The following is a 24794-nucleotide window of genomic DNA, read 5'->3' on the forward strand; positions in this document are numbered from 1 at the left end:
CGGCGCCGGCGCCGGGTCCCCCACCCCCCCCATGGGTCGGCAGACTCACCCAGGGTGCACGTATCCAGCGCACTCCGGGCGTGTGTTCAAGAACCTCGCGGTAGCGGCGGCACTGGCCGAACCGTCGGCTGACCCTCCGCGCTAGCTTCGCCGCCTTGGCGCCATCGACGGTCAGCCCGTAAGCCCGAAGATCAGCCACGGCGGGCCGGACATCCTCCTCGGCCAAGGCCGCCCAGTCGAGATCAGCGCAACGCAACGTGTCCGCATGGCCACCATTGGCCCCGATGGCCCCACGGGAACCTTCCAGGAACACGACGGCGAACTGGGTTAGTAACACCGATCATCCACATGGCTGGGCCAAAGAGATTGGACGCGTCCGCCCGACGCCAAGACCACGGTCCTCAGGAAGCTTCGAGCGCAATTGGCCGGCGGTGTCGCTGGCCAGCCGGACGGCTACGTTACGGTGAACTCGATCTGCCCCTCGTTGTCGGCACCGGCGTCCAGCGTCTTGTCGTTGAGCACCTCGGTGGCCGTCTGGTCCAGGAACAGCCGGGCGCCGGACGCCTCCACAACCGCATCGTCCTGCGCCGGGCTGGACGCCAGACTCAGCCGCAGCGACCCGCGGGGTTCGTCGGCGGCGATGCGCAGGCCGCCGCCCTCCGATGCGCCGGGCTGGGCGGTAAGGGCCTGGATGGCCATCACTGCGTTGTCGGTCAGCAAAACCATGACGAAGTTGCTCCTCCAGATTTGGCAGCAATGCGAGGCACAGCGCCGCGGCTGTGCAGCAAGCCCGCCCTGCGGCGCCGCGGATGTGATGCGGGCCCGCCCTGCCAGCCCAGACTTGCGCGGATTGCCGGATGTGTCAAACGCAGGTACGAGTGAATCGCGCACACGCCGAACGCTGCTGGCCATTGCGGAGCGCCTCCTCGAGCCCATTATCAAAGGGCCGATCATTCCGATGGAGTGACATCCGGCCGAGAGGGAGTTCTAGGAGGCCGTGACGCTCGTCGGCAAACAGCGCTGCCTGATCGCGGCCCCGCTCGACGCCTGGCAGAATTTGGGCACCGGCACGTGGACGGACCTTCACATCGCGACATGAGCCAGCCCTCGCGGCAAACCAAGACACATGCATCGACGAAGTTCGCGTTTACGCGACGGCCCACCGTTGGGGGCATGACGACTTCGGCGACCGGTGGTGGGAGCCCATCATATCGTTGGTGTCCAATATGATGCTCTCGGCATGATTGCGAGGGTGGCCGGGGCGGCGATCGGCCGGTACACGCCTGCGGCTACCGAGCCTCCCGCCAGCACGCGCGACCTGCGGCATAAGCAAAGGCGGTCAGGAGGGTACCGGTGCAGTCACCCAGCCACCGGCGAACCCCACCTTGATGATCATCGCGATCACCTACCAGAGCGCACCACGGCGCATGGCGGCGGACCGGCGACTCGGCAGCTGCGCGATGATTCCGGATGTGCTGCTGACGAATGAGCTGGGTGCGACCCGGGCCCTTGCCGCGGCGATGAACCGCACGCCGACTCTTGCCCGCGATGGGCTGCGCCGCGATGGGCGTCCGCGAGATTGTGCCGCAGCTGATCGAACTCCTTGACCATCCACAGTGGATTCGCGCGTCTCGGCCTGAGTGAACACGTCCGGTCGCCAGGTAGCTCAGCCCCGTGCGGCCGTACTGTGGCTGGCAGACGGCCCCTCGTCTGTGGCCACGACACCGATTGTGGGCACGTCATGGCAGCGCGAGTATCTCCCCGCTCGTCGTGCCCGGCTCGGCGCCGTGACCTGACTTTCGCGCCGCCGTAGCTGGGTGAGCCTGGCCGTCGTCGTCGGGGCATGGCCGAGGCATCCCGGGGTAGCACTAGTGAGCAGTCGCCCTGGGCGGACGGAGTTCACACTGCGGCTGGCCGTGAGCCGCCGGCGCACGTGACGTCAGTCGCGGGAGTCGACTTCCACCGTTGATGAGGAGAGGACTCTTGTCGTGAGCAAGCTTCTGGACAAGGCCAAGGAACTCTTGACCAAGCACGACCGCAGTGTCGACAAGGGCTTGAACAAGGCCGGCGAGCAGGCCGACCAGCGCACTGACCAGAAGTACACCGAACACATCGACAAGGGCGTACAGGAGGCCAGGAAGCACACGGGAGAGGGCGACACGACCAGGTAGGGCATCAGCCATCGACGGAAGATCGTTGCGTGGGTGGTAGTCGGCCGCTCCGACGATGGAGTCCAGTCCGGCCTCAGGCTGCCACCGTGACGTCCCGGTGTGCACCGCTCACGGCGAAGGCCGCAACCGGGCCAGTGCGAACTGTTCAACACCGTCACATGGGTGCCCTCCGGCGTACGGCCGGAGGGTGGCCGTCCGCAGTTGTCCGGGTGGGAGCCGGCGACTTCCTCCCCGGGGGGTATGGTCGGTTTGGGTGGGAATTTGTCGCTGGCGATTGGCGACGGAGGGGTTCCCACTATCATCAGGAGGCACGTGTGGCTCGCGGTACCGTCAAGTGGTTCAATTCCGAAAAGGGCTTCGGCTTCATCCAGCAGGATGATGGAGGAGCGGACGTCTTCGTCCACTACTCGGCCATCGCCAGCGGTGGATACCGTGAGCTCGCGGAAGGCCAGAAGGTTGAATACGAGGTGACCCAGGGGCAGAAGGGTCCGCAGGCGGAGAACGTCCGCGGCGTCTGACCGGCCCCCGGCAGGAACCACAGCGAAGATTGAGCGCCCGCACAGTCTCTGTGCGGGCGCTCAATCCGTCTCCGCCGTGACCAACAGACCAGTGCGCATCGATGATGCCATCGGCCGTGTCCCTGACCGGTCTGCCATTCACTCGCGAGGGTGTCCGGCCACAGCATGTCGCCACCCGGACCGCGCTACGGGGCCTTCCCGCCGGCGTGATGGCTCGACGACGTACAGCTACAGGACCGCACCGCGAGGTGTCAGTTCCAGGGTCGCCACGCCGCGCCCGTACAGGACAATCACGCGGTCGCCGTGGTGAGCGCGGATCATGCCGGAGTCGGCGGCGAGGGCGATGATCGCGTGCTCGGCCACCTCGTCGACGTCGGCGGTGCCGGTCTCCTCGTACGCGACATCCAGATGGTCGCCGGTGATCAGCCGGACACGCAGCACAATCTCCGCCATGACGACAACCCTACTGGAGCCGTGCGTGATCGCCAGATATTTCAAGATCGTCAACGTTCCGGCTCGGACCTGCTGCTCTATGGTCGAGGGGTGAGAGTCGAGTGTCATTGGTGGGACGGCGACAGCTCCGTGCGAGGGCGTCGCGACGTGTACATCCATACCGATGGCGAGTCGTGGGAGGTTGAGGCCCGAACCGGTGGCGGCCGGTCGAAGATCTACCCGTGCCCGGGCCGGGCAGTCGGCGGAGATCCTGGCTGGGGCATGGATGGACGGGCAGTGCCGGTGGCAGGTCGTGGCGTCCTGATCGGCCTGTGCCGAGGCGGCTCCGCTCACCGGCCGTCAGCCGGCAGCGGGGTCCGGTAGCGGGCTCAGGTAAACTGGCGCGGTCCGCCCATCAATGGCTGGCCGCGGTTCGATGTCCGACGCCACGCGCCGCGGCCGAAACGGTCAGCCCCGGGCCGGACGTCCCCTTGACGTACGGAGCCTTCATGGCGGCACGCCGCCCGCGCTCAAGTCCTCGACCTTCGCCGACCTCGGTGTGCCCGACGCGCTCGTCCGCGTGCTGGTCGAGCTGACCGCCGCCCCGGGCCGGACCGTCGTGTTCACGCGCACCAAGCGGGGCGCGAAGATGCTCACCCGGCGGCTGGTCGCGGCCGGTGCGTCCGCCGTGGAGCTGCACGGCAACCTGGCCCAGGCCGCGCGCACCCGAAACCTGCAGGCGTTCTCCGACGGCGACGTGCGCACGCTGGTCGCCACCGACATCGCCGCCCGGGGCATCGCCGTCGAGGACGTGGCCCTGGTCGTACATGCGGACCCGCCGGCGGAGCACAAGGCGTATCTGCACCGCTCGGGCCGCACCGCCCGGGCCGGCGGCGGGCACGGTCGTCACGCCGATGACCGACGGCCAGGCGCCCGAGGTGCGGGAGCTGACGCGCAAAGCGGGCATCGCGGCGACCACCACCCGCCTGAGCCCGGGTCACGCGCTGCTGCGCAAGCTCGCCCCCGGGAAGCGCACGTTGGCACCGCCGCCGGTGCTGCAGTCGCCCGCCGCGCGGCGCGAGACGCAGCCGGCCCAGGCCGCTGCGGCGGCAAGCCGCCGGCGACCGCCTCGACGCGATCCGCATCGGCGCGGTCCGGCGCGGCGGCCTTCTCCGCCCCGGGCCCGGCCGGGCGGTCGCAGCGGTGGGCGCTGTCCGCTACCCGGCGAGGCCGAGCACCGAGACCTCGGTGAGCTCAGCGTCCTCGGCGGCGCCCAGGCCGCGTACCCGGTAGCTGGTTAGTACCTTCAGCCACCAGTGGGGTAGGTGTCCGCGGCCGGGGTCACCGACGAGGACACGCGCGTGGCGGGCGGCGGCGCGGCGCAGGAAGCCGAGCATCCGCGCGGCCAGTTCGGGGTCGTAGAAGGCGTCACCGGCGAGGATCAGGTCGGCGTCGCCGCCGTCGCCGTCGAGCAGGTCGCCCTCGTTCACTGTCACGGTGACCGCGTTGGCCGCGGCGTTCATCGTGACGGCCGCCAGCGCGTAGAGGTCGATGTCGTTGGCGGTCACCTCAGCGGCGCCCGCCTTGGCCGCGGCGATGGCGACCAGGCCTGAGCCGGACGCCACGTCGAGCACCCGCCGGCCGGTCACCACCTGCGGGTGGTCCAGCACGTACCGGGCGAGGGCCTGGCCACCGGCCCAAGCGTTCGCCCAGAACGGCGTGAGCCCCGGCCCGACCTGCGCCTCCAACCTGGCCCAAAACACGATCGCGTCATCGGCCAGGTACAGGCGCGTCTCGGGCACGAACGGAAGACGCGCGAGGCGCAGTCCGTCGATCCCGTCGGCGCTGGACGCGACGAAGGGCGCGAGCAGCGCGCCGGTCGGCATGTGCAAGACACGCTCCGTTCAGGGACGGTCGCCGGTCAGGGCGACCGGTCTCAGGCGCCAGCCGGGTACGGAGTACGTCCGACCGCGTGTAGGTGGCGCAGCGCCTGGGCGTAGGAGTCGAACAGGCTCGTCTGACAGTACGCAAGGCCGTGCCGACGGCAGAACGACTCAACGATTGTCTGCGCGCGGCGCAGGTTCGACCGGGGCATGCTGGGAAACAGGTGGTGCTCGATCTGGTAGTTCAGGCCGCCAAGCATGAAGTCGGTCAGCCAGTGGCCGCGCACGTTCCGCGAGGTGAGCACCTGGCGGCGCAGGAAGTCGGTGCGGTCACCGGCGGCGAGGACGGCCATGCCCTTGTGGTTCGGCGCGAAGCTGCACCCGAGGTAGAGCCCGAACAGGCCCTGCTGGACGAGGATGAACACGATCGCGCGGACCGGCGAAAGAACCAAGAAGACCGCGCCGAGGTAGCCGACGACGTGGCTGGTGAACAGTATCGACTCCCACGCGCGGGGGCGCCCGGCGCGGCTCAGTAGGGCGCGCACGCTGGCCACGCGCAGGTTCAGGCCCTCCAGCAGGAGCAGCGGAAAGAAGAAGAACGCCTGGTAGCGGTACGCGAACGCGGCGACGCTGCCGCGGGTGCCGGCCTGGCGGGAGGTGAACGCGAGCGCGCCGATCTCGAGGTCGGGGTCGGCGCCGTCGGTGTTCGGGTGGGCGTGGTGGCGGTTGTGCTTGTCCACCCACCAGCCGTAGCTCAGCCCGATGGCCAGGTTGCCGTGCAGCAGCCCGAGCACGTAGTTCGCCCGCCGGGACGCGAAGATCTGCTTGTGTCCGGCGTCGTGGCCGAGGAACCCGAGTTGGGTGAAGACGAACGCGAGGAGGCCGGCGGCGATCAGGACCCACCACGAGTCCCCGATGAGCCCGAAGGCCGTCCAGCCGGCCACGAACAGCAGACCGGTGAGGGTGATCTTCCAGATGTAGTAACCGGTGCGGCGCTCCAGCAGTCCGGCGCCGCGGATCTGGTGCAGCAAATGTGCGTACGGGCTTCCGGTGCGGGCTTGCGTCGACGCTGTGGACATGGGCGACTCCTCCGGGCGGGTGCTGCGCAGACGCCGACCCGTGCCCGACCGCCGAGCGGCGGCGGGCACGTGGCCGGCGGTGAGTTCAGATGACGCGGATGTTCGTGGCCTGCGGGCCCTTGGCGCCCTGCGTGATGTCGAACTCGACCCGCTGGTTCTCTTCCAGGCTGCGGAAGCCGCTCGAGACGATCGCCGAGTAGTGGGCGAACAGGTCCGCGCCGCCGCCGTCCGGGGTGATGAACCCGAAGCCCTTGTCCGCGTTGAACCACTTCACAGTACCGACAGTCATGTCTTCTCCTTCGAAGGCTGCCCTGCATCCGGGACCCACACCGTGCGGGCCCAGGCGTCGCGGTGTTGATCGCCCGCCCCCGGAGATGACCGGAAAACACAGAGCGCCCAGGGGGATCAGACACCCACCAGGCGCTGGCAAAGTATTCGGAAATCACAACTGCAACGGGGCACACCGTAGCAGGCCCGGGCGGGTCCAAGCTGGAAGCAAGTCATTCTCCAGAAATTGCGGTAGCGGAGGCGGCGCGCCCAACCGAGTCGACCGTCGCCCACCGGCCGCTCCTGTGATGGGAGGACGCTTCGACGGCTCGCCCGGTCAAGGCGACAATTCGCCGTTTCGGTTGCCGCCGGCGTACCGGGGGCGCAAGCTGCCACCATGGCAGTTTGCGAAGCCTGCGGCAACGACTACTCCAAGACCTTCCAGGTTTGCACCGCTGATGGTGCCGTGTACGCCTTCGATTCCTTCGAGTGCGCGATCCACCGGCTGGCGCCGGTCTGCAAGCACTGCGGCTGTCGCATTGTCGGCCACGGCGTGTCGGTGTCGAGTCGGCTCTACTGCTGCGCGCACTGCGCACGAACGGCCGAGGCGACGGCGGGTGCCCATCTCCGCGACAGTGTGGGTGCACCGGCCAGCCGAGTCTGACCCGCTTCCCCACCGACGGTACGTCACATACCAGGCGATCGGGGCATGATGCCGGCTCGGCCTTCACGATCGCTGCCGCCGCGGCCGGCCCGAACCGCGTCGGGCACCTGCGCCGGTTCGTCCGCTTCGTTCGAGTCGCTGTCCACCAGTCGGGCGTGCGCAACGTCGGCCAGGTCGCCCTCAGCCGGCCGCCGAGCTGGGACTCGGCGCCCAGGTGGCCGCCGCCGAACTCAAGTTGACGGCGGCGCTGCCCACCCCGTACCGGGAGGCGTCGATACGGATCCGGCAGCGATTCCACCTCGACGCGCCCGGCTGTACCGGGAGCCGGACGCGGTGCCGCACCTGCTCGCCGTCGCGGAGGCGCTCCGGCAGACCAGGTCATCGAGGTCCGATACCGTCGCTGGGCCCCTCGGCCGGCCGTGGTCGGCCGGCGGCTGCATCCGCTGGGACTCGTCCTCAAGGCGGGAGTCTGGTATCTCGTCGCCGCCGGGCGCGGCGAGCCGCGCACCTATCGGGTCTCCGCCATCGTCGAACTGCGGCGGCTACCGGAGAAATTCACCCGCCCCGACGGCTTCGACCTGACCGAGTTCTGGCACGCACACGTCGAACGGTACGAGCAGGCCGAAACGGCCGAGGCCGCCGTGGTGCGCCTCTCGCCCGCGGGGATCGCCGCCCTACCCGACATCCTCGGCCCGAGGGCCGGCCGGCTGGCAGCGTGCACCCTCACACCCGCCGACCCGGACGGCTGGCGATGCGTCACCATCCCGCTGGAAAGTGTGGACCACGCCGCTGCGAGCTTGCTCCGGCCCGGCGCGGACGCGCAGGCACTCGCCCCTCCCGAACTGGTCGCACGCATCACCGCAACGATCCGGGCGATGACCCGGACTGTACCCGCCTCTTGCATTGTCACAATGCATTGCGACAGAGTAGTGCCGTGATCTCCTTCATCTGGGCTTCACTGCGAGGGCGCGCGGCGAGGTCGGTGGCACTCCTGCTAGGCGTGCTCACCGCGACCACCGGATTCACCGTGCTTACCGGCGCCACCGACACCGCGCGGCTGGAGGTCACCGGCGAGGTCGACAGCACCGCCAAAGCCGCCTACGAGATCCTGGTCCGACCCAAGGGCACCCGGACGGTGCTGGAGAACGAACGCGCCCTCATCCGGCCCAACTCGCTGTCCGGCATCTACGGCGGACTCACATTCGACGACGTCGACAAGGTCGCCACGGTGCCTGGAGTAGAGGTCGCCGCGCCGATCGCGATGGCCGGCTATGCCAACGCGGGGATCACCGTCGACGTCGACATCACCGACCTGATCGACAAGAACCTCGACCGGCAGGTGATCCGGCTCGACCGCACGTTCCTCGCCGACCGGGGGCTTTCCACCGTGACCGCCCGCCCGCTGTTCGTCTATGTCACCAGGCACGAGATCTCCTGGCCCGTGCTCGAGAACCGCGGGACGACGGTCCGGTTCACCGGCGGCGAGGTGCTTCCCGTCGATCAACTGTGCGGCGGCTTCGCGGTGCTGGAGGACGGCGCGCCGATCTGCATCTGGGTGACCCGGGCGGTCATGTCCGACCTGATGACCGACCGCGACTACACCGACGTGCAGGTCCTGCGGCTGACCCGGGACGGCCGGTTCGAGCAGCACCCTCCGGCGCCGGCCTCCGACCGGGCGGTCGCCCGCCTCACCTGGCACGTGCCGCTGCTCGTCGCCGGCATCGACCCCGCCGCCGAGGAGCGGCTGGTCGGGCTGCGCCAGGCGCTCACCGGCGGCCGATATCTCGACAGCACCGACCGGACGAGGTCCGACAGCATCAACAGGGTCCTGCCGGTCATCGCGACGGACCAGGCGTACCCGGACAACAGCGCGACCGTCACGATGACCCGGACGGCGCTCGACCGACCGCCGCCGGGATCGTCGGCCCAGGACGCGCTCGCGATGCTCGACGGCCTATCCGGCCAGCAGTTGGCCACCCGCAGCTTCACCGCCGAGCAGGCATTCACGGACACGCTCGCCGAGCGTGGCTACCCGCCCGACCTCATTCAGTTCATGCAGGTCGGTGGCGTGCGGTACCGCACCGCCCCGGACGGCACGCTGATCGCCGAGACCGTCGACGCCGACCCGGATGCGTGGCGCACGCCGTCGGTGCACGGGATCGCCGTGCCGTGGCAGATCGACGACACCGCGTTCCGGGCGATCGACCAGGTCAACTGGAACAACGGCCCAAGCGTCTTCCACAGCACCGAAGTGGTGGGAACGTTCGACCCGCGCAAGCTCGCCACGTTCGACCCGCTCAGCCGCGTGTCGTTGGAGACCTACCAGGCGCCCGAGGCCGTCGGCGCCGACCAGCGCACCCGCGACCTGCTCAGCGACCAGGCACTACGACCCGACGGCAACCCGGCCGGCTACCTCTCCTCCCCGCCGATGCTGCTCACCACGCTGGAGGCACTGGCCGAGACCCTGCGGGAAACCGACGCGCCCAACAAGGACGCTCCGATCAGCGCCGTTCGCGTACGGGTCGCCGGGGTGCAAGGCTTCACGTCGACCTCCCGCGAGCGGGTCCGGATCGTCGCAGAGCAGATTGCCGCAGCGACCGGGCTCGATGTAGACATCGCCTACGGATCGTCGCCGGCGCCGCAGACGGTGACGCTGGCCGCAGGCAAGTACCAACGACCCGAACTGCGGGTCACCGAGCCCTGGACGCACAAGGGTGTCGCCGCGGCCATCGTCAGCGCCGTTGACCGCAAGAGCGTCGTGTTGTTCGCACTGGTACTGGTCGTGTGCGCGTTGTTTCTGACCAACGCGGTCGCCGCCGGGGTCCGCGACCGGCGTGCCGAACTGTCCACGCTCACCGCACTTGGCTGGCCGGCCCGCCAGGTCTTCACCGCGGTGCTCGGCGAGGTCGCCGCAATCGGCCTGGTCGCCGGGGCTGGCACGGTGTTGCTGGCCGCGCCACTCGGGCTGCTGCTCGACATTCGCGTGACGTGGTCGCAGGCGCTGCTCGCCGTACCGATCGCCCTCGCGCTTGCGCTGCTCGCCGGCGCCGTGCCGGCGGCGAACGCGGCACGGATGCGACCGGCCCGCGGGCTGCGTCCCGCCGTGGCACTCCTCCGCCGGACCGGAAGTCCACGCGGTCCGCTCACGCTCGGGCTGGCGAACCTGCTCAGAGTGCCGGGGCGGACGTTGCTCGGGGCATCGGCACTGGCGATCGGTACCACCGCGGCCACGCTGCTGGGCGCGGTCACGTTCGCCTTCCACGGTGCGATCGTCGGAACGCTGCTCGGCGACGCGGTGTCGCTCCAGGTCCGGACGGTCGACACGATCGCCGTGGTGGCGACGGTACTGCTGGGCGCGTTCGCCGTCGCCGACGTGCTGTACCTCAACATCCGCGACCGCGCCGCCGAGCTGGCGACACTGCGCGCGCTCGGCTGGACCGCCGCAGCGCTGGCGCGACTGATCGCCGCCGAAGGCTTCGGCATCGGCGTGCTCGGCGGCGCGTTCGGTGCCGGCCTGGGTCTCGTCGGGGCCGCCTGGCTGGTCGGCGACATCGCCCCTGGCCTCGTCGTCACCGCGGTCGCCGCCATCGTGGCCGGCGCGCTGTCGGCCACCGCCGCCGCGCTCGTACCCGCCCTGCTCGTCCAGCGCATCCCGACCGCCCGACTGCTCGCCGAGGAGTGACCGATGCCAACAGGTGCCGCACTGACCATCTCCGGACTCACGAAGCGGCTCCACACCGGTGCCCAGGAGATCATCGCGGCCGACGACCTCATCGTGGAATCGCCGGCGGGAGCTGCACCGCGATCACCGGGCCGAGCGGGTCTGGCAAATCGACACTGCTGCACCTCATCGGCGCCATCGAGGCACCGGACAACGGCACGATCGTGGTGGACGGAGTCGAGGCGACGGCGCTGCGGCGCAAGCAGCTGAGCGAGTATCGCCGGACGGTCGGATTCGTTCTCCAGCGGTACCATCTACCGCCCGCCCTGACGGCCCTGGACAACGTCATCGCGCCGGTCTTGCCCTTCCGGGTCGGCTTCGACAAGCGCGCACGCGCACGGGACCTACTTTGACGCGGTCGGCCTCGCCTGGCGGGAGCGAGCGCTGCCGGCTCAGCTGTCCGGCGGCCAGCAGCAGCGGGTGGCGATCGCACGCGCGCTCATCGGCCGAGCCGAGACTACTGCTCGCAGACGAGCCGACCGGCAACCTCGACGGAGCAAGGTCCTGGTCAGCGACGAGATCCACACCCGCGGCCACGGCCGCTACGACATCCGCCGTCTGCAGGTCTTCACCATCGCCCCGGCGATCGGCCTGGACTTCCCGCACGCCGTGCAAGCCATCCGGGTGCGCCGGCGCCGCATGAACCTGACCACCGGCCGCTGGTCGACCGTCACCGTCTACGCCGTCACCAACCTCACCGCCGGCCAGGCCACACCAGCCGAACCGGCCGACTGGCTGCGTGGACACTGGACCATCGAAGTACTCCACCACGTGCGTGACGTGACCTTCGCCGAGGACGCCAGCCAGATCCGCACAGGCAACGCCCCACGAGCCATGGCCACCCTCCGCAACGTCGCGGTCAGCGTGCTCCGACTGGCCGGCACCACCACGATCGCCCGAGCCCTCCGCGCCAACGCCAGAGACCCCCGCCGACCGCTGCAGGTCCTCGGCCTACTGCCATAGCGCAAAAGCGGTGGAATACCTACCTTGCAAAGGCCCTGAGGTCAGCCCGGCCACCAGCGACCAATGGCGACGCCAGGGGGTGCGATGGCATGCTTCAGGATCTACTTTCGGCGACTGCGGAGCCCGGTCATCGGCCCATACGGTGACCGCATGACAGCCGACGTGCCCACGCGATCACCCGGGCCGACTACTCCCGCGGCCCGCGCTCTGGCGCCAGACCTGGCGCGTGGGTTCATGCTGCTGTTCATCGCGCTGGCCAACTCGCACTACTTCCTGACCGGCCCATCGGTGTTGGGTGGCTACCCGCAGAACGGACCGGGTCTCGACGCGGCCGTCACCTGGCTGATCTCGACCTTCGTCGACGGCCGTGCGTTCCCGATGTTCGGGCTGCTGTTCGGGTACGGCGTCGCCCAGATCGTTCGCCGTCACGAGGTATCGAGACCTCGCGCGGTGCGCCGGCTGTTATGGCGGCGCAGCGCTGCACTCGTGGTCGTGGGTCTGCTGGACGCGCTGCTGTTCTACGTCGGTGACATCCTCGCGGCCTACGGGGTGCTGTTGTTCCTGGGGGCATGGGCGGTGCGCTGGCACGACCGCTGGCTGGTACTGACAGCGATCGCGTTCTTCGTGCTCACCTCCCTGCCGAGCGACGACTCGCTCGTCATCAGCCTGGCCGGACCCGACGCCGCAATGCTCCCGCCGGACGCGGGCACCATGGTGGCCGAACGAGTTCTGGTGGCGCTCTTCGTGGCGTCCCTCGGCCCGCTGGGCTTCATGTGCCCGTTCATGGTGGGGTTGTGGGCGGGCCGCCGGCGCATCCTCGAGCACCCGGAGCGGCACCGCATGCTTCTGGGCGTCACAGCGTCGATCGGCATCGGTGCCGCGGTGCTCGGCGCTCAGCCGGTCTCGCTGATGCTCGCCGGCGTGGTGATGCCGCCGAATCAACCGACCCTCCAGCTGCTGGGCTCCCTGCACGACACGACCGGGACGCTGGGCGGCTTCGGTTATGCCGCCCTGCTGGCGCTGATCGCGGCCTGGCTCCGCGACCGCCGACGGCCGGTCACCGACGCGATCGCCGCCGCGGGCCAACGGTCGATGACCTGCTACCTGATGCAGTCGGTGATCTGGGCCGTCGCCTTCACGCCCTTCCTGCTCGACCTCTCCGGCACCCTGGGCGTCGCCGGCACGGCGCTGCTCGCAACGGGAACCTGGATCGTGACAGTGGTCCTCGCCGATCGTATGCGCCACGCCGGCCACCGCGGACCGTTCGAAGCGCTCGTCCGACGTGTCACCTACGGACCCGTCGGGGTCCCAAAAGCCCGTCACCGTGGTTGACATGGGCAGATGCAGCGTCCGGCCATGCCGTCGGGCAGCATCATGACGCATGCTGCTGCGTCTGATCTACCTCGTGTTCTGCGGTATCCCGGCTGGCTTGTGTTCCTCGCCCGCACCAGCGCGGCCAAAGATGTGGATGTCTCCGGTGCGCCGGGTACACGCCACCTGGCGAAACTTGGATCGCCACAAAGGGGAGGTCGACGTGAAAGAAGGCCGCCTTGATTCGATTCCAGTAGGCCGCGCGATGTGACGCTCGGTCAGCCGCGCAGGTAGGTGAGAACGGCCGAGACTCGGCGATCTGAATGCGGGTCGAGCGGCAGCTTGGCGAAGATGTTGCCGACGTGCTTGCGCACCGCCGCCTCGCTCACGAACAGCTTGCCGGCGATCGCGTGGTTGGTGTGGCCTTCGGCCATGAGCGCGAGAACCTCGCGTTCGCGTTCGGTGAGGCCCGCGAGTGGACCGTCGGCGTGCCGATGGCCGACGAGTTGGCGGACAACCTCGGCGTCGATGACCGTGCCGCCCGCCGCGACACGGTCGATGCTGTCGAGGAAGTCGCGTACGTGGCCGACCCGGTCCTTGAGCAGGTAGCCGATGCCCCCACCGGGGGTGGAGTCGAGCAGTTCGCCGACGTAGGCGTCGGCGACATAGGCCGACAGCAACATGATCCCGATGCCGGGATGAGCTGCCCGGATTGTCGCCGCCGCGCGCAGTCCCTCGTCGGTGTGGGTGGGTGGCATGCGGATGTCGGTGACGACGAGGTCGGGGCGGCAGTTGCCCGCGTACGTGAGCAGGGCCTGCGCATCGGCGACGACCGCGACGACCTCGTGCCCGGCGCGTTCGAGGATCCGCACCAGCCCTTCTCGGAGCAGGGCCGCGTCCTCGGCGACCACGATCCGCAGCGCCTTCGGCCGCGGCGTCAGCGGATCGGGCACGTCATCCTCACCTGGGTCGGGCCGCCGGCGGGGCTGGTGATGCGCAGGTCGCCGTCGAGGGCGTCGAGCCGGGCCCGCAGTCCGGCGAGGCCGGTGCCGGCCTGCGGGTCGGCGCCGCCCACGCCGTCGTCGACGACCGAGACGATCAGTGCGTCGTCCTCGGTCCACGCGTGCACCTGTGCCGATCGGGCCCGGGCGTGGCGGGCAACGTTGGTGAGGTTTTCGCTGACGAAGAAGTAGGCCGCGGCCTCGACCGCGGGCGGGAGCCTGCCGTTCAGGGCGAGATCGAGGTAGACCGGTACGGGTGACCGGCCGGCGATCTCGTGGACGGCCGCAGCGAGGCCGTGGTCGGTCAGCACCTGGGGGTGGATGCCCCGGATCGTGGTGCGCAGGTCAGCGAGGGCCTGCTCGGCCTGGTGGTGCGCCTCGCGGACGAGGTCAAGGCCGGGGCCGTCGGGCAGGTCCAGTTCGGCGCTACCCAGTGTCATGGTCAGCGCGACGAGGCGCTGCTGGACGCCGTCGTGGAGATCGCGCTCGATCCGGCGGCGCTCGGTTTCGAACGCGTCGACCAGCCCGCTTCTGGAGCGGCGCAGCTGCTGGACCGCCTCGGCCAGCCGGGCGTCGGGCGGGTCCAGCAGGTGCCGCACCAACGCCGCCTGGCCGCAGGCCAGCGCGGTGACCACGTATGCCAGCAGGACCAGCGTGCCGAGTCCGGCGGCCACCGCAGCCCACGCCTCACCAGTGTTGTCGACCCGCCACCCGGCGACGTCGACCACGTCGTAACGGACCAGCACCGGAGCGAGGAGCAGCACGACCGGAGCCGACAGCATCACCACCACCACGGCGTCCACGAGCCAGAACACCGTCGCCAGCAGGACCGTGACGCCCGCCTCCGGCCAGGACACGCGGCCCTGGTCCCGGTCGCGCAGCGGATGTGGCCGGCCCACTGGCCGCCCGGGGAACATCAGCCGGAGCCGGCGCCGCTCACCCGCGGCGGCGAGGTGGGCGAGCGTCGGAACGCCGGCGAGCACAAACAGTCCCGCGACCACGACGATCGTGGCCACGCCCACGCAGAGCACCACAAGCAGGAGGATCAGCCAGACGAGGCCGATGGGCACGGTGCCGCCCACGTACGCCAGAGAGCGCCACGGCCACGCCGACGCCAGGAACCGTGCGGGGCGTCCGCGTACAGCCGTCCAGGCGTCGCTCATATGCCAACCCTACGGATCACATCGGCCGCGTGGGGTAGCGTACGCGCTACCCCTGAAGTCGCGTCCAAGCCCGTGTGGCAGGCTGCGCCCGCGGGTGCACTGAGGGGCATGCATCAGGCATCCTCGGCGGCCGTCACACTCGACGGTCTCACCCGCACCTACCGCTCGCGCGCCGGCTCGGTGCACGCGCTGCGCGGCGTGACCCACGTGTTCCAGCGTGGCACGTTCACCGCGATCATGGGACCGTCCGGCTCTGGTAAGTCCACCCTGCTCCAGCTCGCCGCCGGCCTCGACCGGCCGACCGGCGGGCGGGTAACCGTCGGCGACACCCGGCTCGACGAGCTGAACGAGACCGAGCTGACCCGCTTCCGGCGTACGTCGATGGCGTTCGTCTTCCAGTCCTACAACCTCCTCGACGCACTCACCGCGTTCGACAACGTCGCGCTGCCCGCCCGCCTGGCCGGACGCCGTGTCGACCCGGCCACCGTGCGGACCACCTTGACCCGCGTCGGCCTCTCCGAGCACGCCCGGCGCCGGCCGTCGGAGCTGTCCGGCGGCCAGCAGCAGCGGGTCGCGATCGCCCGGGCGCTGCACGCCCGGCCCGACGTGCTGTTCGCCGACGAACCCACCGGCGCCCTGGATCGCGGCACCGGACGCGACGTGCTCGAACTCCTGCGGTCGCTGGCCGACGGCGGCCAGAGCGTCGTCATGGTGACCCACGATCCGCTGGCCGCCTCGTACGCGGACGGTGTGCTGTTCCTCGCCGACGGGCAGATCGTCGGTCACCTCGCGCGCGCTGACGCCGGTCAGATCGCCGCGACGATGAACGACCTGGAGCGATGATGCGGGCCCCGACGATGCTGACCCTGGCCAGGCAGACCGTTCACAGCTCATGGCGCGGCTACTTGGGCGCCTTCGTCGCGTTGCTGTTCGGCGTCGTCCTGATCGCCGTCACCGTGACGCTCATCGGGAGCGTCGACGCCACCGGCGGCCGACCCGGCGTCACCGCCGATCAGCGTGCGCAACTCGACGACCTGGCCGCGATGTTCGGAATGATGTCGGCGATCTCGGCGTTCATGGCCCTCTTCGTGGTCGGCAGCACGTTCGGCTTCGTCGTGGCCGGCCGCCGACGTGAGCTCGGCCTGCTGCGCCTGGTCGGCGCGACGCCACGGCAGGTGCACCGGCTCCTGCTGGGCGAGTCCGTCGTCGTCGCGGCCGCGGCCACCACGGTGGGCGGTCTGCTCGGCACGTCGCTGGCCCCGGCGGTGCTCTGGCTGGTGCGGGCCATCGGGATCACCACGCTCGACCTCCAGCCCCCGAGCCCGTGGATCGCCTGGACGGTCGCCGCACCCACCGGTGCGGTGGTCGCGCTCCTCGGAGCCTGGCGATCCTCGCGGCGGGCCGCCCGTATCACCCCCAGCGCCGCACTGCGGGAGGCCGCGATCGAGCGAACCCGGCCCAGCATCGTCCAGTTCGCCGTCGCGACGCTGTGCTTCGGCGGCCTGGTGGCCGCCGTCATCGTCGCCGCCGACCTGCCTCCGCTGTTCGCGCTGATCGCCTCCATCCTTCTGCCCGAGGTGGTCGTGATCGGCCTGATGAGCATCGGCCCCGCCGTCATCCCACGGCTCGCCGCCCTGCTTGCTCGCCCGTGCATCAGCCGGGACGTGACGGCCCGGATGGCCCGCGACGAGGTGCGCGCCGCCACCCGCGCCACCGCCGCAGTCGCCGCCCCGGTCGTGGCCATCTCCGCCATCGCCGGGTCGCTGCTGCTGGCCCTCAGCTTCACCGCCGATTGGACGACCGCGCAGGATCGGGCCCGGCTGCGCGCGCCGCTCGTCGTCGAGGCGGGCAGCCCGGCCGCGGCTGCGTCGGTCGCATCCGACAAGGCCGTCGCGATCGCCGACGCACGCCGGCAGGTCATGCTCCAACGCGACAACAACGGCCGCCCCGGCGGGCGCGACCAGGTCGAGATCATCGACCCCGCCACCGCCATCGCCGCCCGGAGCCTGACCGCCACTCGCGGCACCCTCGGCAACTTCCACGGACGCAGTGTCGCGGTCACCACCACGTGGGTCACCGACGCCGGCATCGGCCTGGGCGGCACCATCACGGTCTGGATCGACGGCGACCGGGTCCCGCTGCGCGTCGTCGCCGTCATCGCCGACGCACCCGACCTGTACGACGACCTTGTCATCCCCGCCGACCTGCTGCCACCCGCCACCGGCCGCACGACCGGGACCATCTTCGTCGTCCCGCGGGCCGATACCGCCACGGCGCGAGACTCCCTCCGGCGCACGCTCGCCGGCACCAACAGCCGGATCCTCGACTCCGGCGACTGGATCGACGCCACCACAGCGCAGACCCGCCGGGCCAGCAACCTCGGCCTCACCATCCTGCTCGGACCGGCCGGCGTCTACGCCGCCATCGCGATCGTCAACGCCACCCTCATCGGCGCCTCCCACCGGCGCCGGCAACGCGACCTGGTCCAGCTCCTCGGCGCCAGCCCCGACCAGGTCCGGCGAGCCGCCATCTGGCAGGCCGTCCTCGTCTGCGGCACCGGCCTGCTCCTGGGCGGCGCCACCACCGCACTGCTGGGCTGGCTCGTACGCCGCGCCATCACGGCCGACCTGGCCGGCTTCGCCGTGCCCATCACCATCCCATGGCTCCCGCTGCTCGGCATCGGCGTGACCTGCCTGCTGCTCACCGTGGCGGCAGCAGTGGCCGGTATCCGTACGCGAAAGCCTCCGAGCCTTGCCGAGAACGCGGCCTGACCGACGGGAGTCGACCACCATGATCGATGCCCGGGCGACGAGCTTCGGGGACCGCGCGAGGAAGCGGGGTCTGACGGCATTTCTGCTGATTTCGTTCGGTGTTGCCTGGGGCTGGGAAGCGGTGGCCCGCCTGCTGCTCGGCTGGTCGCTGGTGAACCCGCTGGTGCAGGTGCCGGCCGCGTTCGCGCCGGCGGCCGCGGCGCTGGTGGTCCGGCGCTGGGTCACCCGCGAGGGTTTCGCAGACGCCGGCTCGCGCCTGCGGCTGCGCTCCGCCTGGCGGTACTACCTGCTGGCATGGCTGGGCCCACTTGGCGTCGCCGTCGCGGTGGTCGGCGTCGCCGCGGCATCCGGGCGATGGGAGCCGTCCGTCCGTCCGATGGCGGACCTGGTTCCAGGCGTGCCCGTCTGGTCGGTGCCGCTGCTGCTCTGCGCGGTGACTCCGATCGTCACCGTCGCCCTCTGGGGCGAGGAATTCGGCTGGACCGGCTATCTGCTGCTGCGCATCTGCCCCGGCCACCCTCGCCGCGCCGCGTTGTCAGCCGGCCTGATCGCGGCGGTCTGGCACTATCCGCTCGCGCTGTTCGGCTACGCCGAGTTCCGGCATCTGGCCCTGGGCCTGGTCGGATGGACGGCGTGGATCATGTGCCAGGAGGTCATCCTGGCCTGGCTGCGGGCCCGCAGCCGCAGCATCTGGCCGGCCTGCCTGGCACACGCCGGCAACAACTTCGTGCTGGTCCCGCTGACCACCGCGCTGCTGCTTGGCCAAGGCGACTTCGGGCACGAGGGCATTCAGCTGTTGGTGGTCCTGGTTCTGGCCGCCGTCGCAGCCGGGCCGCTCGTGCGAGCCGGTCGGCAAGAATCCCGGGAGTGAGCAACCACGGCGGCGTGCGGCGGGTCGGCCTCGTCCGCGGCGAGTCGGCCTGCGACGGCTGAGGCCATGGTCCGCTGCGCCTGGGTGGGTGTCTCATCGACCTTGACCGAACCGGTGGCTGCTGGCGTTCGAGCACCGGGTACGGCTGGAACTGTGGCTGGGGCGCCCCGCGCACCTCGTCGAACCGCTGCGGGCAATGACGGTGGCACACCCGTTCCGGGAGGAGCTGCACGGTCTGCTGATGGCGGCCCTGTACCAGGTCGGCAGGCAGGCCGACGCCCTGGCCGCGTACCGCACGGCACGCCGCATCCTCACCGAACAGCTCGGGCTGGAGCCGTGCCCGATGCTGCAGTCGCTCAACCTGGCGATCCTGCGCCGCGACAGCGACACCGTCGACGCCGAAGTGTCCGGGCCGCTCGCCCGGCCCAGACGCCCGAGCACCGTCCAGGTGAGCACCCCACCGGTGCGGCGGGAGCTGCCCGCCGTACCCGCCGGCCTGACCGAACGCGCGGAGCAGCTGAGCCTGCTGGACCAGGCGGCCGGCACTGTCCAGCGCGGGCCTGTACCACCGCACGGACTGCCGCCCTGCGACGGAGCCCGGGCCGCACCCGCGGTGCTCGTGCATGGACCGCCAGGCGCGGGCAAGACGGCCCTGGCCGTGCACTGGGCGCACCGTGCCGCCGGTCAGTTCCCCGACGGCCAGCTCTACCTGGAGCTCAACGGCCCCTCCGGACCGGTCGAACCCGCCGACGCGCTGGCCAGGCTGCTGCGTTCCCTCGGCGTGCCCGGCCCGTCCGGCGACGTGCTCGAGGCGGCGGCGCTATTGCGGTCCGTCCTGGCGGGCCGGCGCGTGCTCCTGCTGCTCGACGACGCCAGCTCGATCGCACAGGTCGAACCATTACTGCCGGGCGGACCCGAAGCCTTCGTGATGATCATAGCCCGTGCCCGGCTCGGCGCGCTGACCGCCAGGCACGACATGGCCAGGGTCCAGGTGGGCCCGCTGTCGGCGGCCGCGGCCCTGGCGCTGCTCACCGCACTCGTCGGCGTTACCCGGGTGCACGCCGAGCCGGAGGCGGCCACGGACCTCGTGCACCTGTGCGCAGGACTACCGTTGGCGCTGCGGATCGCCGCCGGCAGCCTGCTGGACCGTCCACACCGCCGCCTCAGCACCCTGGTGCAGGAGCTGCGCACAGCCCACGGCTTGCGGGCATGGCAGCGGATGGACCCGGCGTGGGCGGCCCTCACCGACACCTTGGACGCGTCGCACCGGCTGCTGCCCGCGCCGGCCCGCCAGCTGCTGCGTCGCATGGGCACAGCTACGACCGGTCCGGTGTCGCCGGCCACGGCCGCCGCGTTCACCGACGGCGACACGACCGCCGCGGCGGGCTGGCTCGACCTGCTGACCGCCGCCCACCTCGTCCGCGAGCACCCAGACGGGCGATACACCGTCGATCCGCTGACCCGCCGGTACGTTCACGACCACGCGGCTGGGCCCGATGCATTGGGCATTCCCTGGTCAGGCAGGCTTGAACGGTGAAACTGTCGAACCGTCGGTGTCCGGCCCTGCCACCGCGTTCGCCGGGTTCCGGTGAGCAACAACGCTTGACCCCCGCATCAGCGTGGCGGGATCTTGTCCTTGGTGACCGCGTTTTCGAGATCCCGGGCGAAGGCGTCCGGGTCGTGGGTGCGTACGTAGTTCGACACGGCGTAGTAGAAGCCCTCCTGGAACTCCGGGCTCATGGCCTCGCCGTGGGCGACCGACAGCAGCACCGATGAGCCCCAGAGGCTCTTCGAGGCATCTCGCTGGTAGGCGGACAGGGACGAAATGTCGATGTTCCGGAGCACCGGTACTGACCCCTTCGCCTTGCTGAACGGGATCTGGGTCGCCGGCTTGCTGATGTCGCTGAGGAAGGCAAGGGCGTTCTTGGCGTTCCTGGCCCTGGTCGCGGCCACGAAGACGTCGACAACCGCGAGGAAGCTGTCGTCGGTGCCGGGAAACGCCACAGCTCCGAAGTCCTTACCCTCTCGTGCGCCGGAGGTGATCAGCTCGCCGTACGCCGAGTCGTTCATGGACTCGAAGGCGCAACCACCACTGGCGAGTTTCTTTGTCGCCGCGTCCCAGGTCAACGTGCCCGCTTCGGGATCGGCGTAGGCGAGGATGTCGCCGAAGGTCCGCAGCGCTGTCCGCACCTGCGCGCTGCGCCAGTTGAGGCGGTCGCCGGCCATGTCCTGCCAGCCCTTGACCCCGATGGTGGTGAGTAGCACGTTCTCGAACAGCTCGACGGTGGTGAACGGGTCCTTTCCGCCGAGACACAGGGGGATGGCTCCGGACGCCTTGACCTTCCGCAGGTCGTCCAGGAAGGCGGCGAGGGCGTAGTCGCCGGAGGGTGGTGTGACGCCCGCCCGGTTGAGCAGCTCGGTGTTGAACCACAGCATGTTGCTGCGATGGGCACCTGTCGGCACCCCGTACGGCTTGCCGCCGTGCATGAGCGAACCCAGGATGGTCGGCTGCATCGTCGCGCGTAGGTCCTCCTCGGCGAAGACCGGCGCGACGTCGCGGATGACGCCGCGGTCGGCGTAGCCCTGCACGGACTTGCCCGCGAAGGTCTGCCAGACGTCGGGCGGGTTGCCGTGCTGCAGCCGCTTGGCCAGGGCCACGACCGCCTGTGACCCGGCGCCGCCCGGGACCGCGGCGTTGACGACGTCGACGTCCGGATTCGTCTGGTGCATGGCGGTGAACAGGACGTTCAGCGCGGCAGCTTCCGAGCCGGAGGTCCACCACGACACGACCTCGAGCTGCTTGGTTTCCTTCGTCGGGCTCGTCGGCTTCGGTGGACCGCAGCCGGCCACGGCGAGCACCACGACCGCGACTGCCGCTGCCACGCGGCGCCGGCGGTTCATGCCGTGCTCCCGGTGACGGTGCTCGGCCCGGCGCCCTTGGGCAGGACCGGCTCGGTGCTCCCGCGGACGGGCCCGGCCGCGGCCCTGAGGTCGTAGAGGGCGTAGAGCCCGACGACGGCGAAGCAGACGGCTGGGACGATGAAGGAGATCGCCGCGCTCGTCCGGTCCACGAGCCTGCCCTGTATCACCGGCATGATCGCGCCGCCCACGATGGCCATCACGAGGCCGGCGGCGCCGAACTTGGTCGCCGGACCGAGCCCTTTGAGGGCCACGCCGTAGATCGTCGGGAACATGAGCGACAGGCAGAAGGACAGGGAGACCACGGCGAGGACCCCGGCGAGGTTGGGACTCACCATCGCGAACACGCACAGCGCCACCGCCAGCAAGGCCAGCACGGCGAGCGCCTTGGTGGCGCGCACACGACCGATCACCCACGTCATCAGGAAGCGTGATGCGAGGAAGACGAGCAAGCTGACCTGAAGGTAGGCGCCGCCCTTCTGCAGGCTGCCACCCAGTGCCTGCTGCACGTACTGGATCAGGTACGTCCAGGTGCACACCTGAGCCCCGATGTTCGCGAACTGGGCGAGCACCCCGAAGCGGTAACGCTTGCTGCGCCACAGCACGCCGAACAGGTCGCGGGTGCCACCGGCGTGCGGGCCGGCATCGGGGAACTCCTCGACGATCGGCGGCGCCTTCTGGCTCGCGATGGCGACGGCGATGAGCACCAGGAGGACGGCCAGCCCCAGGTAAGGGGCCATCACCGCGCCGAGCTCGCCCGCGCGGATGGTACGCAGCTGATCCGGACTCAGCGACGCGATGTCCACCGGCTCCACGAGCTTGGGCAGGATGAGCGTCGAGGCCAGCAGCACACCGATGTTCGTGCCTACCGGATTGAATGCCTGGGCGAAGTTCAGCCGCCGGGTCGCCGTCTCCTCCGGGCCGAGCGACATGACGTACGGGTTCGCGGAGGTCTCCAGGATCGAGCAGCCGGCGGCCATCGCGAACAGGGCCAGCAGGAACGCCTCGTACGTCATGATCTTGCTCGCCGGATAGAAGAGGAAGGCGCCCAGCGCCGCGAGCCCCAGTCCGGTGAGGATTCCCGTCTTGTAGCCGAAACGCTGGTTGATGAAGGCAGCCGGAAGCGCGAGCAGGAAGTACGCGCCGAAGTAAGCCAACTGGACGAGCGACGCCTGGAAGGTGCTCATCTCGAAGATGCGCTTGAACCCCGCCACCATCGGCGTGGTCAGGTCCTGCGCTATGCCCCAAGCGGTGAAACAGCCGATCAGAGCAATGAAGAGCAGTAGCATCCCGCTGCCGAGCAGTGGCCGCTGCTGCCCCCGCCCGTCTGCATCATCCCCTACTGACGGCGCCATGCTGGCCCTGGGCACTCCTTCCGTGAACCGCGCGTGCGCGCGGTTGGTCGGTGACCTCATGCAGCGGACTCGCAGGAGCGGATCGATGGAACACTCGTGATCGAGACTGGCGCTGTCGGTAACGTCGTCTTCGGCCGCCATCGCACGGGGCGGCCGGCACGCCCGTTCTTGCGAACTACCCACCCCGACGCGCCATAAACGCGGGTGGGCTCGGTGAGGACGACGGCCCCTGGTGCGTCTGACGGGCGGTCGGTGCTGTGCGTCGGCGTGCCAAGCGGAGGTCCCTGTCTTGGAGGGATGCGGCGCACGCGCTTGAAGCGGCTGGCGACCGGCGCTGCCGCAGCGGCCAAAGGCGTGCTGGCCTGGGTGGCGGTGACCCTGGACACGACCAGGTCCACACCGAACCCCGACCCGGGCACCCCTATGCCTGTCCCAAAGTCCGTGGATACATATCGGCTACGACGGCGGCAGCGGGCTGTCCAGCTACGCATTGATCGCACTTTGCGCACCTGCGGTCCGGGACTCGTCTACATGCGGACCGAACGCTTTGCAAATCCGAATTTTGATCGATGGGGATACGCCAATTGGCGGGTTCTGTCGATGATTTGGTCAATGAGTGCGAGCCGTAACGAGGGTGCTACAGCGTGCGACAGCGGGTTACGTTCCATGCCACCGTCGAATCGGCAGGACGACGAGCGGCGTGTCGGTGTTGCGCTGCGGCCGCGACGGCAGCCGCTTGATCATCGGCTGCCGCCGAAGCTCTATCCCGGGCGTTCGCGTTTCGCGGATGCGCAGAGTGGCACGGTGCCCCGGGACCGGTACGAGCGTCAACCCCCTGAGAGGTCTCATCCCGCATGTCGCAGTCTGCGTTCTCCACGCCCTACGCAACGGTTCCGCCCGTTGCCCCGCAGCCGGCCAGGAGCCGACTGCCGCTCTGCTCACTCGGCGTCGGCGTCGCTGCTGTCGTGTTCTCCTGGGTGCCGGTCCTCGGTCTGCTCGTCGGTCTGGTGGCCATCGTCCTGAGCGCCGTTACCCTGGCCAAGATGATGAGCAAGGCCACGTCCGCCATCGGCCTCGGGCTCGGCATCGCGGCCCTCATCATCAATGTGATCGTGACCGCAGCGTTTGGTTCAGCGGTCTCGGGCCACGTGAACGCCTCGGCCACGGAGCCCGCAACCACGATCGAGGCTGCGCGCCAGGCCGGCGGCGCCACGGAGACGCCGACCGCCGACGCCGCAACACCCGCTGCGGCTCCGACAACGGGACCCCCGCCCGCGACGCCCACCACGGAGGCGGGCCCTCCGGTCGTTCAACACACCACTAAAGCCCCCGCGACCAAAGCACCCGCCACCAATGCGGTGTCGGTGGAGAAGCAGAACGCCGTCCGGTCGGCCCAGAGCTACCTCGAGCTCATGGCGTTCTCCCGTAAGGGGCTCATTCGGCAGCTGTCGTCGGACGCTGGCGAGGGCTACACGCTGGAGGCGGCGACCTACGCGGTGGACTCCCTGCACATCGACTTCAACGAGCAGGCCTACAGGTCGGCCAAGAGCTACCTCGAGCTCATGGCGTTCTCCCGTGCGGGCCTGATCCAGCAGTTGGAGTCCGACGCCGGCGAGGGCTTCACGCACTCCCAAGCGGTCTACGGAGTCACCAAGGCCGGCCTGTGACGCCGCCTCCGCCTCCTCAGATTTGAGTGGGGGAACGC

At 70.1% G+C, this 24794-nt stretch carries 23 protein-coding genes and 2 pseudogenes; 16 read left to right on the forward strand and 9 right to left on the reverse strand.

Annotated features, from left to right (window positions below):
* Nucleotides 1–453 precede the first annotated feature (453 nt).
* On the reverse strand, nucleotides 454–726 hold the full coding sequence (locus AB0I21_RS51525) for an adhesin (protein ID WP_360572435.1): 273 nt from the start codon (nucleotides 724–726) through the stop codon (nucleotides 454–456).
* Between the two features lie 662 nt (nucleotides 727–1388).
* Between AB0I21_RS51525 and AB0I21_RS51530 the strand changes: the two genes are divergently transcribed.
* The 3 genes from AB0I21_RS51530 (at nucleotide 1389) to AB0I21_RS51540 (ending at nucleotide 2689) form a co-directional block, all read left to right on the forward strand.
* The gene (locus tag AB0I21_RS51530; RefSeq protein WP_360572437.1) at nucleotides 1389–1607 is read left to right on the forward strand and encodes a hypothetical protein; all 219 of its coding nucleotides are present in this window, start codon (nucleotides 1389–1391) and stop codon (nucleotides 1605–1607) included.
* A gap of 381 nt (nucleotides 1608–1988) precedes the next feature.
* Nucleotides 1989–2171, forward strand: coding sequence for an antitoxin (locus AB0I21_RS51535; RefSeq protein ID WP_360572439.1), 183 nt, complete (start codon nucleotides 1989–1991; stop codon nucleotides 2169–2171).
* A 314-nt stretch (nucleotides 2172–2485) separates the two neighbouring features.
* Nucleotides 2486–2689 carry a cold-shock protein gene (locus AB0I21_RS51540; protein ID WP_360572441.1) on the forward strand — a complete coding sequence of 68 codons (204 nt, stop codon included), beginning with the start codon at nucleotides 2486–2488 and terminating at the stop codon, nucleotides 2687–2689.
* 228 nt (nucleotides 2690–2917) lie between these two features.
* Here the strand turns inward: AB0I21_RS51540 and AB0I21_RS51545 are convergent, their stop codons facing one another.
* Nucleotides 2918–3250: a hypothetical protein gene (locus AB0I21_RS51545; RefSeq protein ID WP_360572443.1), complete on the reverse strand. Its 333-nt coding sequence runs from the start codon at nucleotides 3248–3250 to the stop codon at nucleotides 2918–2920.
* Between the two features lie 451 nt (nucleotides 3251–3701).
* On the opposite strand from AB0I21_RS51545, the pseudogene AB0I21_RS51550 reads away from it, so the two are divergent.
* Nucleotides 3702–4422: pseudogene (locus tag AB0I21_RS51550) on the forward strand (C-terminal helicase domain-containing protein); the annotation flags it as partial.
* Here the strand turns inward: AB0I21_RS51550 and AB0I21_RS51555 are convergent.
* From AB0I21_RS51555 to AB0I21_RS51565, 3 genes are all read right to left on the reverse strand, one after another.
* A complete protein-coding gene (locus tag AB0I21_RS51555) occupies nucleotides 4339–5007 on the reverse strand; it encodes a 50S ribosomal protein L11 methyltransferase (protein WP_360572485.1) in 669 nt (222 codons plus the stop codon). The pseudogene AB0I21_RS51550 and the gene AB0I21_RS51555 overlap by 84 nt on opposite strands.
* A gap of 50 nt (nucleotides 5008–5057) precedes the next feature.
* Entirely contained in the window at nucleotides 5058–6083 is a 1026-nt protein-coding gene (locus tag AB0I21_RS51560; protein ID WP_360572445.1) for an acyl-CoA desaturase, read from the reverse strand.
* A gap of 85 nt (nucleotides 6084–6168) precedes the next feature.
* A complete protein-coding gene (locus AB0I21_RS51565; RefSeq protein ID WP_360572447.1) occupies nucleotides 6169–6372 on the reverse strand; it encodes a cold-shock protein in 204 nt (67 codons plus the stop codon).
* Nucleotides 6373–6747: 375 nt separating this feature from the next.
* On the opposite strand from AB0I21_RS51565, the gene AB0I21_RS51570 reads away from it, so the two are divergent.
* The 7 genes and pseudogenes from AB0I21_RS51570 to AB0I21_RS51600 all read left to right on the forward strand — a co-directional run bounded on the left by AB0I21_RS51570 (nucleotide 6748) and on the right by AB0I21_RS51600 (nucleotide 13280).
* Complete coding sequence (locus AB0I21_RS51570; protein WP_360572449.1) at nucleotides 6748–7014, forward strand: Prokaryotic metallothionein; 267 nt, start codon at nucleotides 6748–6750, stop codon at nucleotides 7012–7014.
* 380 nt (nucleotides 7015–7394) lie between these two features.
* On the forward strand, nucleotides 7395–7952 hold the full coding sequence (locus tag AB0I21_RS51575) for a WYL domain-containing protein (RefSeq protein WP_360572487.1): 558 nt from the start codon (nucleotides 7395–7397) through the stop codon (nucleotides 7950–7952).
* Nucleotides 7953–7996: 44 nt separating this feature from the next.
* Complete coding sequence (locus AB0I21_RS51580; RefSeq protein WP_360572451.1) at nucleotides 7997–10696, forward strand: FtsX-like permease family protein; 2700 nt, start codon at nucleotides 7997–7999, stop codon at nucleotides 10694–10696.
* Between the two features lie 3 nt (nucleotides 10697–10699).
* Nucleotides 10700–11228, forward strand: a pseudogene (locus tag AB0I21_RS51585) (ATP-binding cassette domain-containing protein); the annotation flags it as partial.
* 146 nt (nucleotides 11229–11374) lie between these two features.
* Nucleotides 11375–11698, forward strand: coding sequence for a hypothetical protein (locus AB0I21_RS51590; RefSeq protein WP_360572453.1), 324 nt, complete (start codon nucleotides 11375–11377; stop codon nucleotides 11696–11698).
* A gap of 234 nt (nucleotides 11699–11932) precedes the next feature.
* On the forward strand, nucleotides 11933–13030 hold the full coding sequence (locus tag AB0I21_RS51595) for a DUF418 domain-containing protein (protein ID WP_360572455.1): 1098 nt from the start codon (nucleotides 11933–11935) through the stop codon (nucleotides 13028–13030).
* Between the two features lie 49 nt (nucleotides 13031–13079).
* Nucleotides 13080–13280, forward strand: coding sequence for a hypothetical protein (locus AB0I21_RS51600; RefSeq protein WP_360572456.1), 201 nt, complete (start codon nucleotides 13080–13082; stop codon nucleotides 13278–13280).
* A gap of 7 nt (nucleotides 13281–13287) precedes the next feature.
* Here the strand turns inward: AB0I21_RS51600 and AB0I21_RS51605 are convergent, their stop codons facing one another.
* Nucleotides 13288–13929, reverse strand: a complete 642-nt coding sequence (locus AB0I21_RS51605; protein WP_360572489.1) for a response regulator transcription factor — start codon at nucleotides 13927–13929, stop codon at nucleotides 13288–13290.
* 17 nt (nucleotides 13930–13946) lie between these two features.
* Nucleotides 13947–15173: a sensor domain-containing protein gene (locus AB0I21_RS51610; RefSeq protein WP_360572458.1), complete on the reverse strand. Its 1227-nt coding sequence runs from the start codon at nucleotides 15171–15173 to the stop codon at nucleotides 13947–13949.
* A gap of 108 nt (nucleotides 15174–15281) precedes the next feature.
* Between AB0I21_RS51610 and AB0I21_RS51615 the strand changes: the two genes are divergently transcribed.
* The 4 genes from AB0I21_RS51615 (at nucleotide 15282) to AB0I21_RS51630 (ending at nucleotide 20352) form a co-directional block, all read left to right on the forward strand.
* Nucleotides 15282–16016 (forward strand): ABC transporter ATP-binding protein, encoded by a 735-nt coding sequence (locus AB0I21_RS51615; protein WP_360572460.1) that lies wholly within the window; start codon nucleotides 15282–15284, stop codon nucleotides 16014–16016.
* A complete protein-coding gene (locus tag AB0I21_RS51620; RefSeq protein ID WP_360572462.1) occupies nucleotides 16013–17944 on the forward strand; it encodes an FtsX-like permease family protein in 1932 nt (643 codons plus the stop codon). Before AB0I21_RS51615 ends, AB0I21_RS51620 begins: the two co-directional genes overlap by 4 nt.
* A gap of 19 nt (nucleotides 17945–17963) precedes the next feature.
* Nucleotides 17964–18815, forward strand: coding sequence for a type II CAAX endopeptidase family protein (locus AB0I21_RS51625; protein WP_360572464.1), 852 nt, complete (start codon nucleotides 17964–17966; stop codon nucleotides 18813–18815).
* A 121-nt stretch (nucleotides 18816–18936) separates the two neighbouring features.
* Nucleotides 18937–20352 (forward strand): AfsR/SARP family transcriptional regulator, encoded by a 1416-nt coding sequence (locus AB0I21_RS51630; RefSeq protein WP_360572491.1) that lies wholly within the window; start codon nucleotides 18937–18939, stop codon nucleotides 20350–20352.
* Nucleotides 20353–20429: 77 nt separating this feature from the next.
* On the opposite strand, the gene AB0I21_RS51635 is transcribed toward AB0I21_RS51630, so the two are convergent.
* A complete protein-coding gene (locus AB0I21_RS51635) occupies nucleotides 20430–21716 on the reverse strand; it encodes an ABC transporter substrate-binding protein (protein ID WP_360572466.1) in 1287 nt (428 codons plus the stop codon).
* Nucleotides 21713–23089: an L-fucose:H+ symporter permease gene (fucP, locus tag AB0I21_RS51640; RefSeq protein ID WP_360572468.1), complete on the reverse strand. Its 1377-nt coding sequence runs from the start codon at nucleotides 23087–23089 to the stop codon at nucleotides 21713–21715. The genes AB0I21_RS51635 and fucP overlap by 4 nt, the downstream gene beginning before the upstream one ends.
* A gap of 965 nt (nucleotides 23090–24054) precedes the next feature.
* Between fucP and AB0I21_RS51645 the strand changes: the two genes are divergently transcribed.
* On the forward strand, nucleotides 24055–24756 hold the full coding sequence (locus tag AB0I21_RS51645; RefSeq protein ID WP_360572470.1) for an Ltp family lipoprotein: 702 nt from the start codon (nucleotides 24055–24057) through the stop codon (nucleotides 24754–24756).
* Nucleotides 24757–24794: the final 38 nt, after the last annotated feature.

This window comes from Dactylosporangium sp. NPDC050588, from assembly GCF_040654975.1.
GTDB classification, from domain to species: Bacteria; Actinomycetota; Actinomycetes; order Mycobacteriales; family Micromonosporaceae; genus Dactylosporangium; species Dactylosporangium maewongense.

What these genes read in the sequence shown, in the direction of transcription:
- AB0I21_RS51570 (WP_360572449.1), top strand. Translation starts at nt 6,748, where the DNA reads ATGGCAGTTTGCGAAGCCTGCGGCAACGACTACTCCAAGACCTTCCAG.
- AB0I21_RS51525 (WP_360572435.1), bottom strand. Translation starts at nt 726, where the DNA reads ATGGTTTTGCTGACCGACAACGCAGTGATGGCCATCCAGGCCCTTACC.
- AB0I21_RS51595 (WP_360572455.1), top strand. Translation starts at nt 11,933, where the DNA reads ATGCTGCTGTTCATCGCGCTGGCCAACTCGCACTACTTCCTGACCGGC.
- AB0I21_RS51610 (WP_360572458.1), bottom strand. Translation starts at nt 15,173, where the DNA reads ATGAGCGACGCCTGGACGGCTGTACGCGGACGCCCCGCACGGTTCCTG.
- AB0I21_RS51560 (WP_360572445.1), bottom strand. Translation starts at nt 6,083, where the DNA reads ATGTCCACAGCGTCGACGCAAGCCCGCACCGGAAGCCCGTACGCACAT.
- AB0I21_RS51620 (WP_360572462.1), top strand. Translation starts at nt 16,013, where the DNA reads ATGATGCGGGCCCCGACGATGCTGACCCTGGCCAGGCAGACCGTTCAC.
- AB0I21_RS51590 (WP_360572453.1), top strand. Translation starts at nt 11,375, where the DNA reads ATGAACCTGACCACCGGCCGCTGGTCGACCGTCACCGTCTACGCCGTC.
- AB0I21_RS51565 (WP_360572447.1), bottom strand. Translation starts at nt 6,372, where the DNA reads ATGACTGTCGGTACTGTGAAGTGGTTCAACGCGGACAAGGGCTTCGGG.
- AB0I21_RS51635 (WP_360572466.1), bottom strand. Translation starts at nt 21,716, where the DNA reads ATGAACCGCCGGCGCCGCGTGGCAGCGGCAGTCGCGGTCGTGGTGCTC.
- AB0I21_RS51555 (WP_360572485.1), bottom strand. Translation starts at nt 5,007, where the DNA reads ATGCCGACCGGCGCGCTGCTCGCGCCCTTCGTCGCGTCCAGCGCCGAC.
- AB0I21_RS51625 (WP_360572464.1), top strand. Translation starts at nt 17,964, where the DNA reads ATGATCGATGCCCGGGCGACGAGCTTCGGGGACCGCGCGAGGAAGCGG.
- AB0I21_RS51545 (WP_360572443.1), bottom strand. Translation starts at nt 3,250, where the DNA reads ATGACACTCGACTCTCACCCCTCGACCATAGAGCAGCAGGTCCGAGCC.
- AB0I21_RS51530 (WP_360572437.1), top strand. Translation starts at nt 1,389, where the DNA reads ATGATCATCGCGATCACCTACCAGAGCGCACCACGGCGCATGGCGGCG.
- fucP (WP_360572468.1), bottom strand. Translation starts at nt 23,089, where the DNA reads ATGGCGCCGTCAGTAGGGGATGATGCAGACGGGCGGGGGCAGCAGCGG.
- AB0I21_RS51615 (WP_360572460.1), top strand. Translation starts at nt 15,282, where the DNA reads ATGCATCAGGCATCCTCGGCGGCCGTCACACTCGACGGTCTCACCCGC.
- AB0I21_RS51600 (WP_360572456.1), top strand. Translation starts at nt 13,080, where the DNA reads ATGCTGCTGCGTCTGATCTACCTCGTGTTCTGCGGTATCCCGGCTGGC.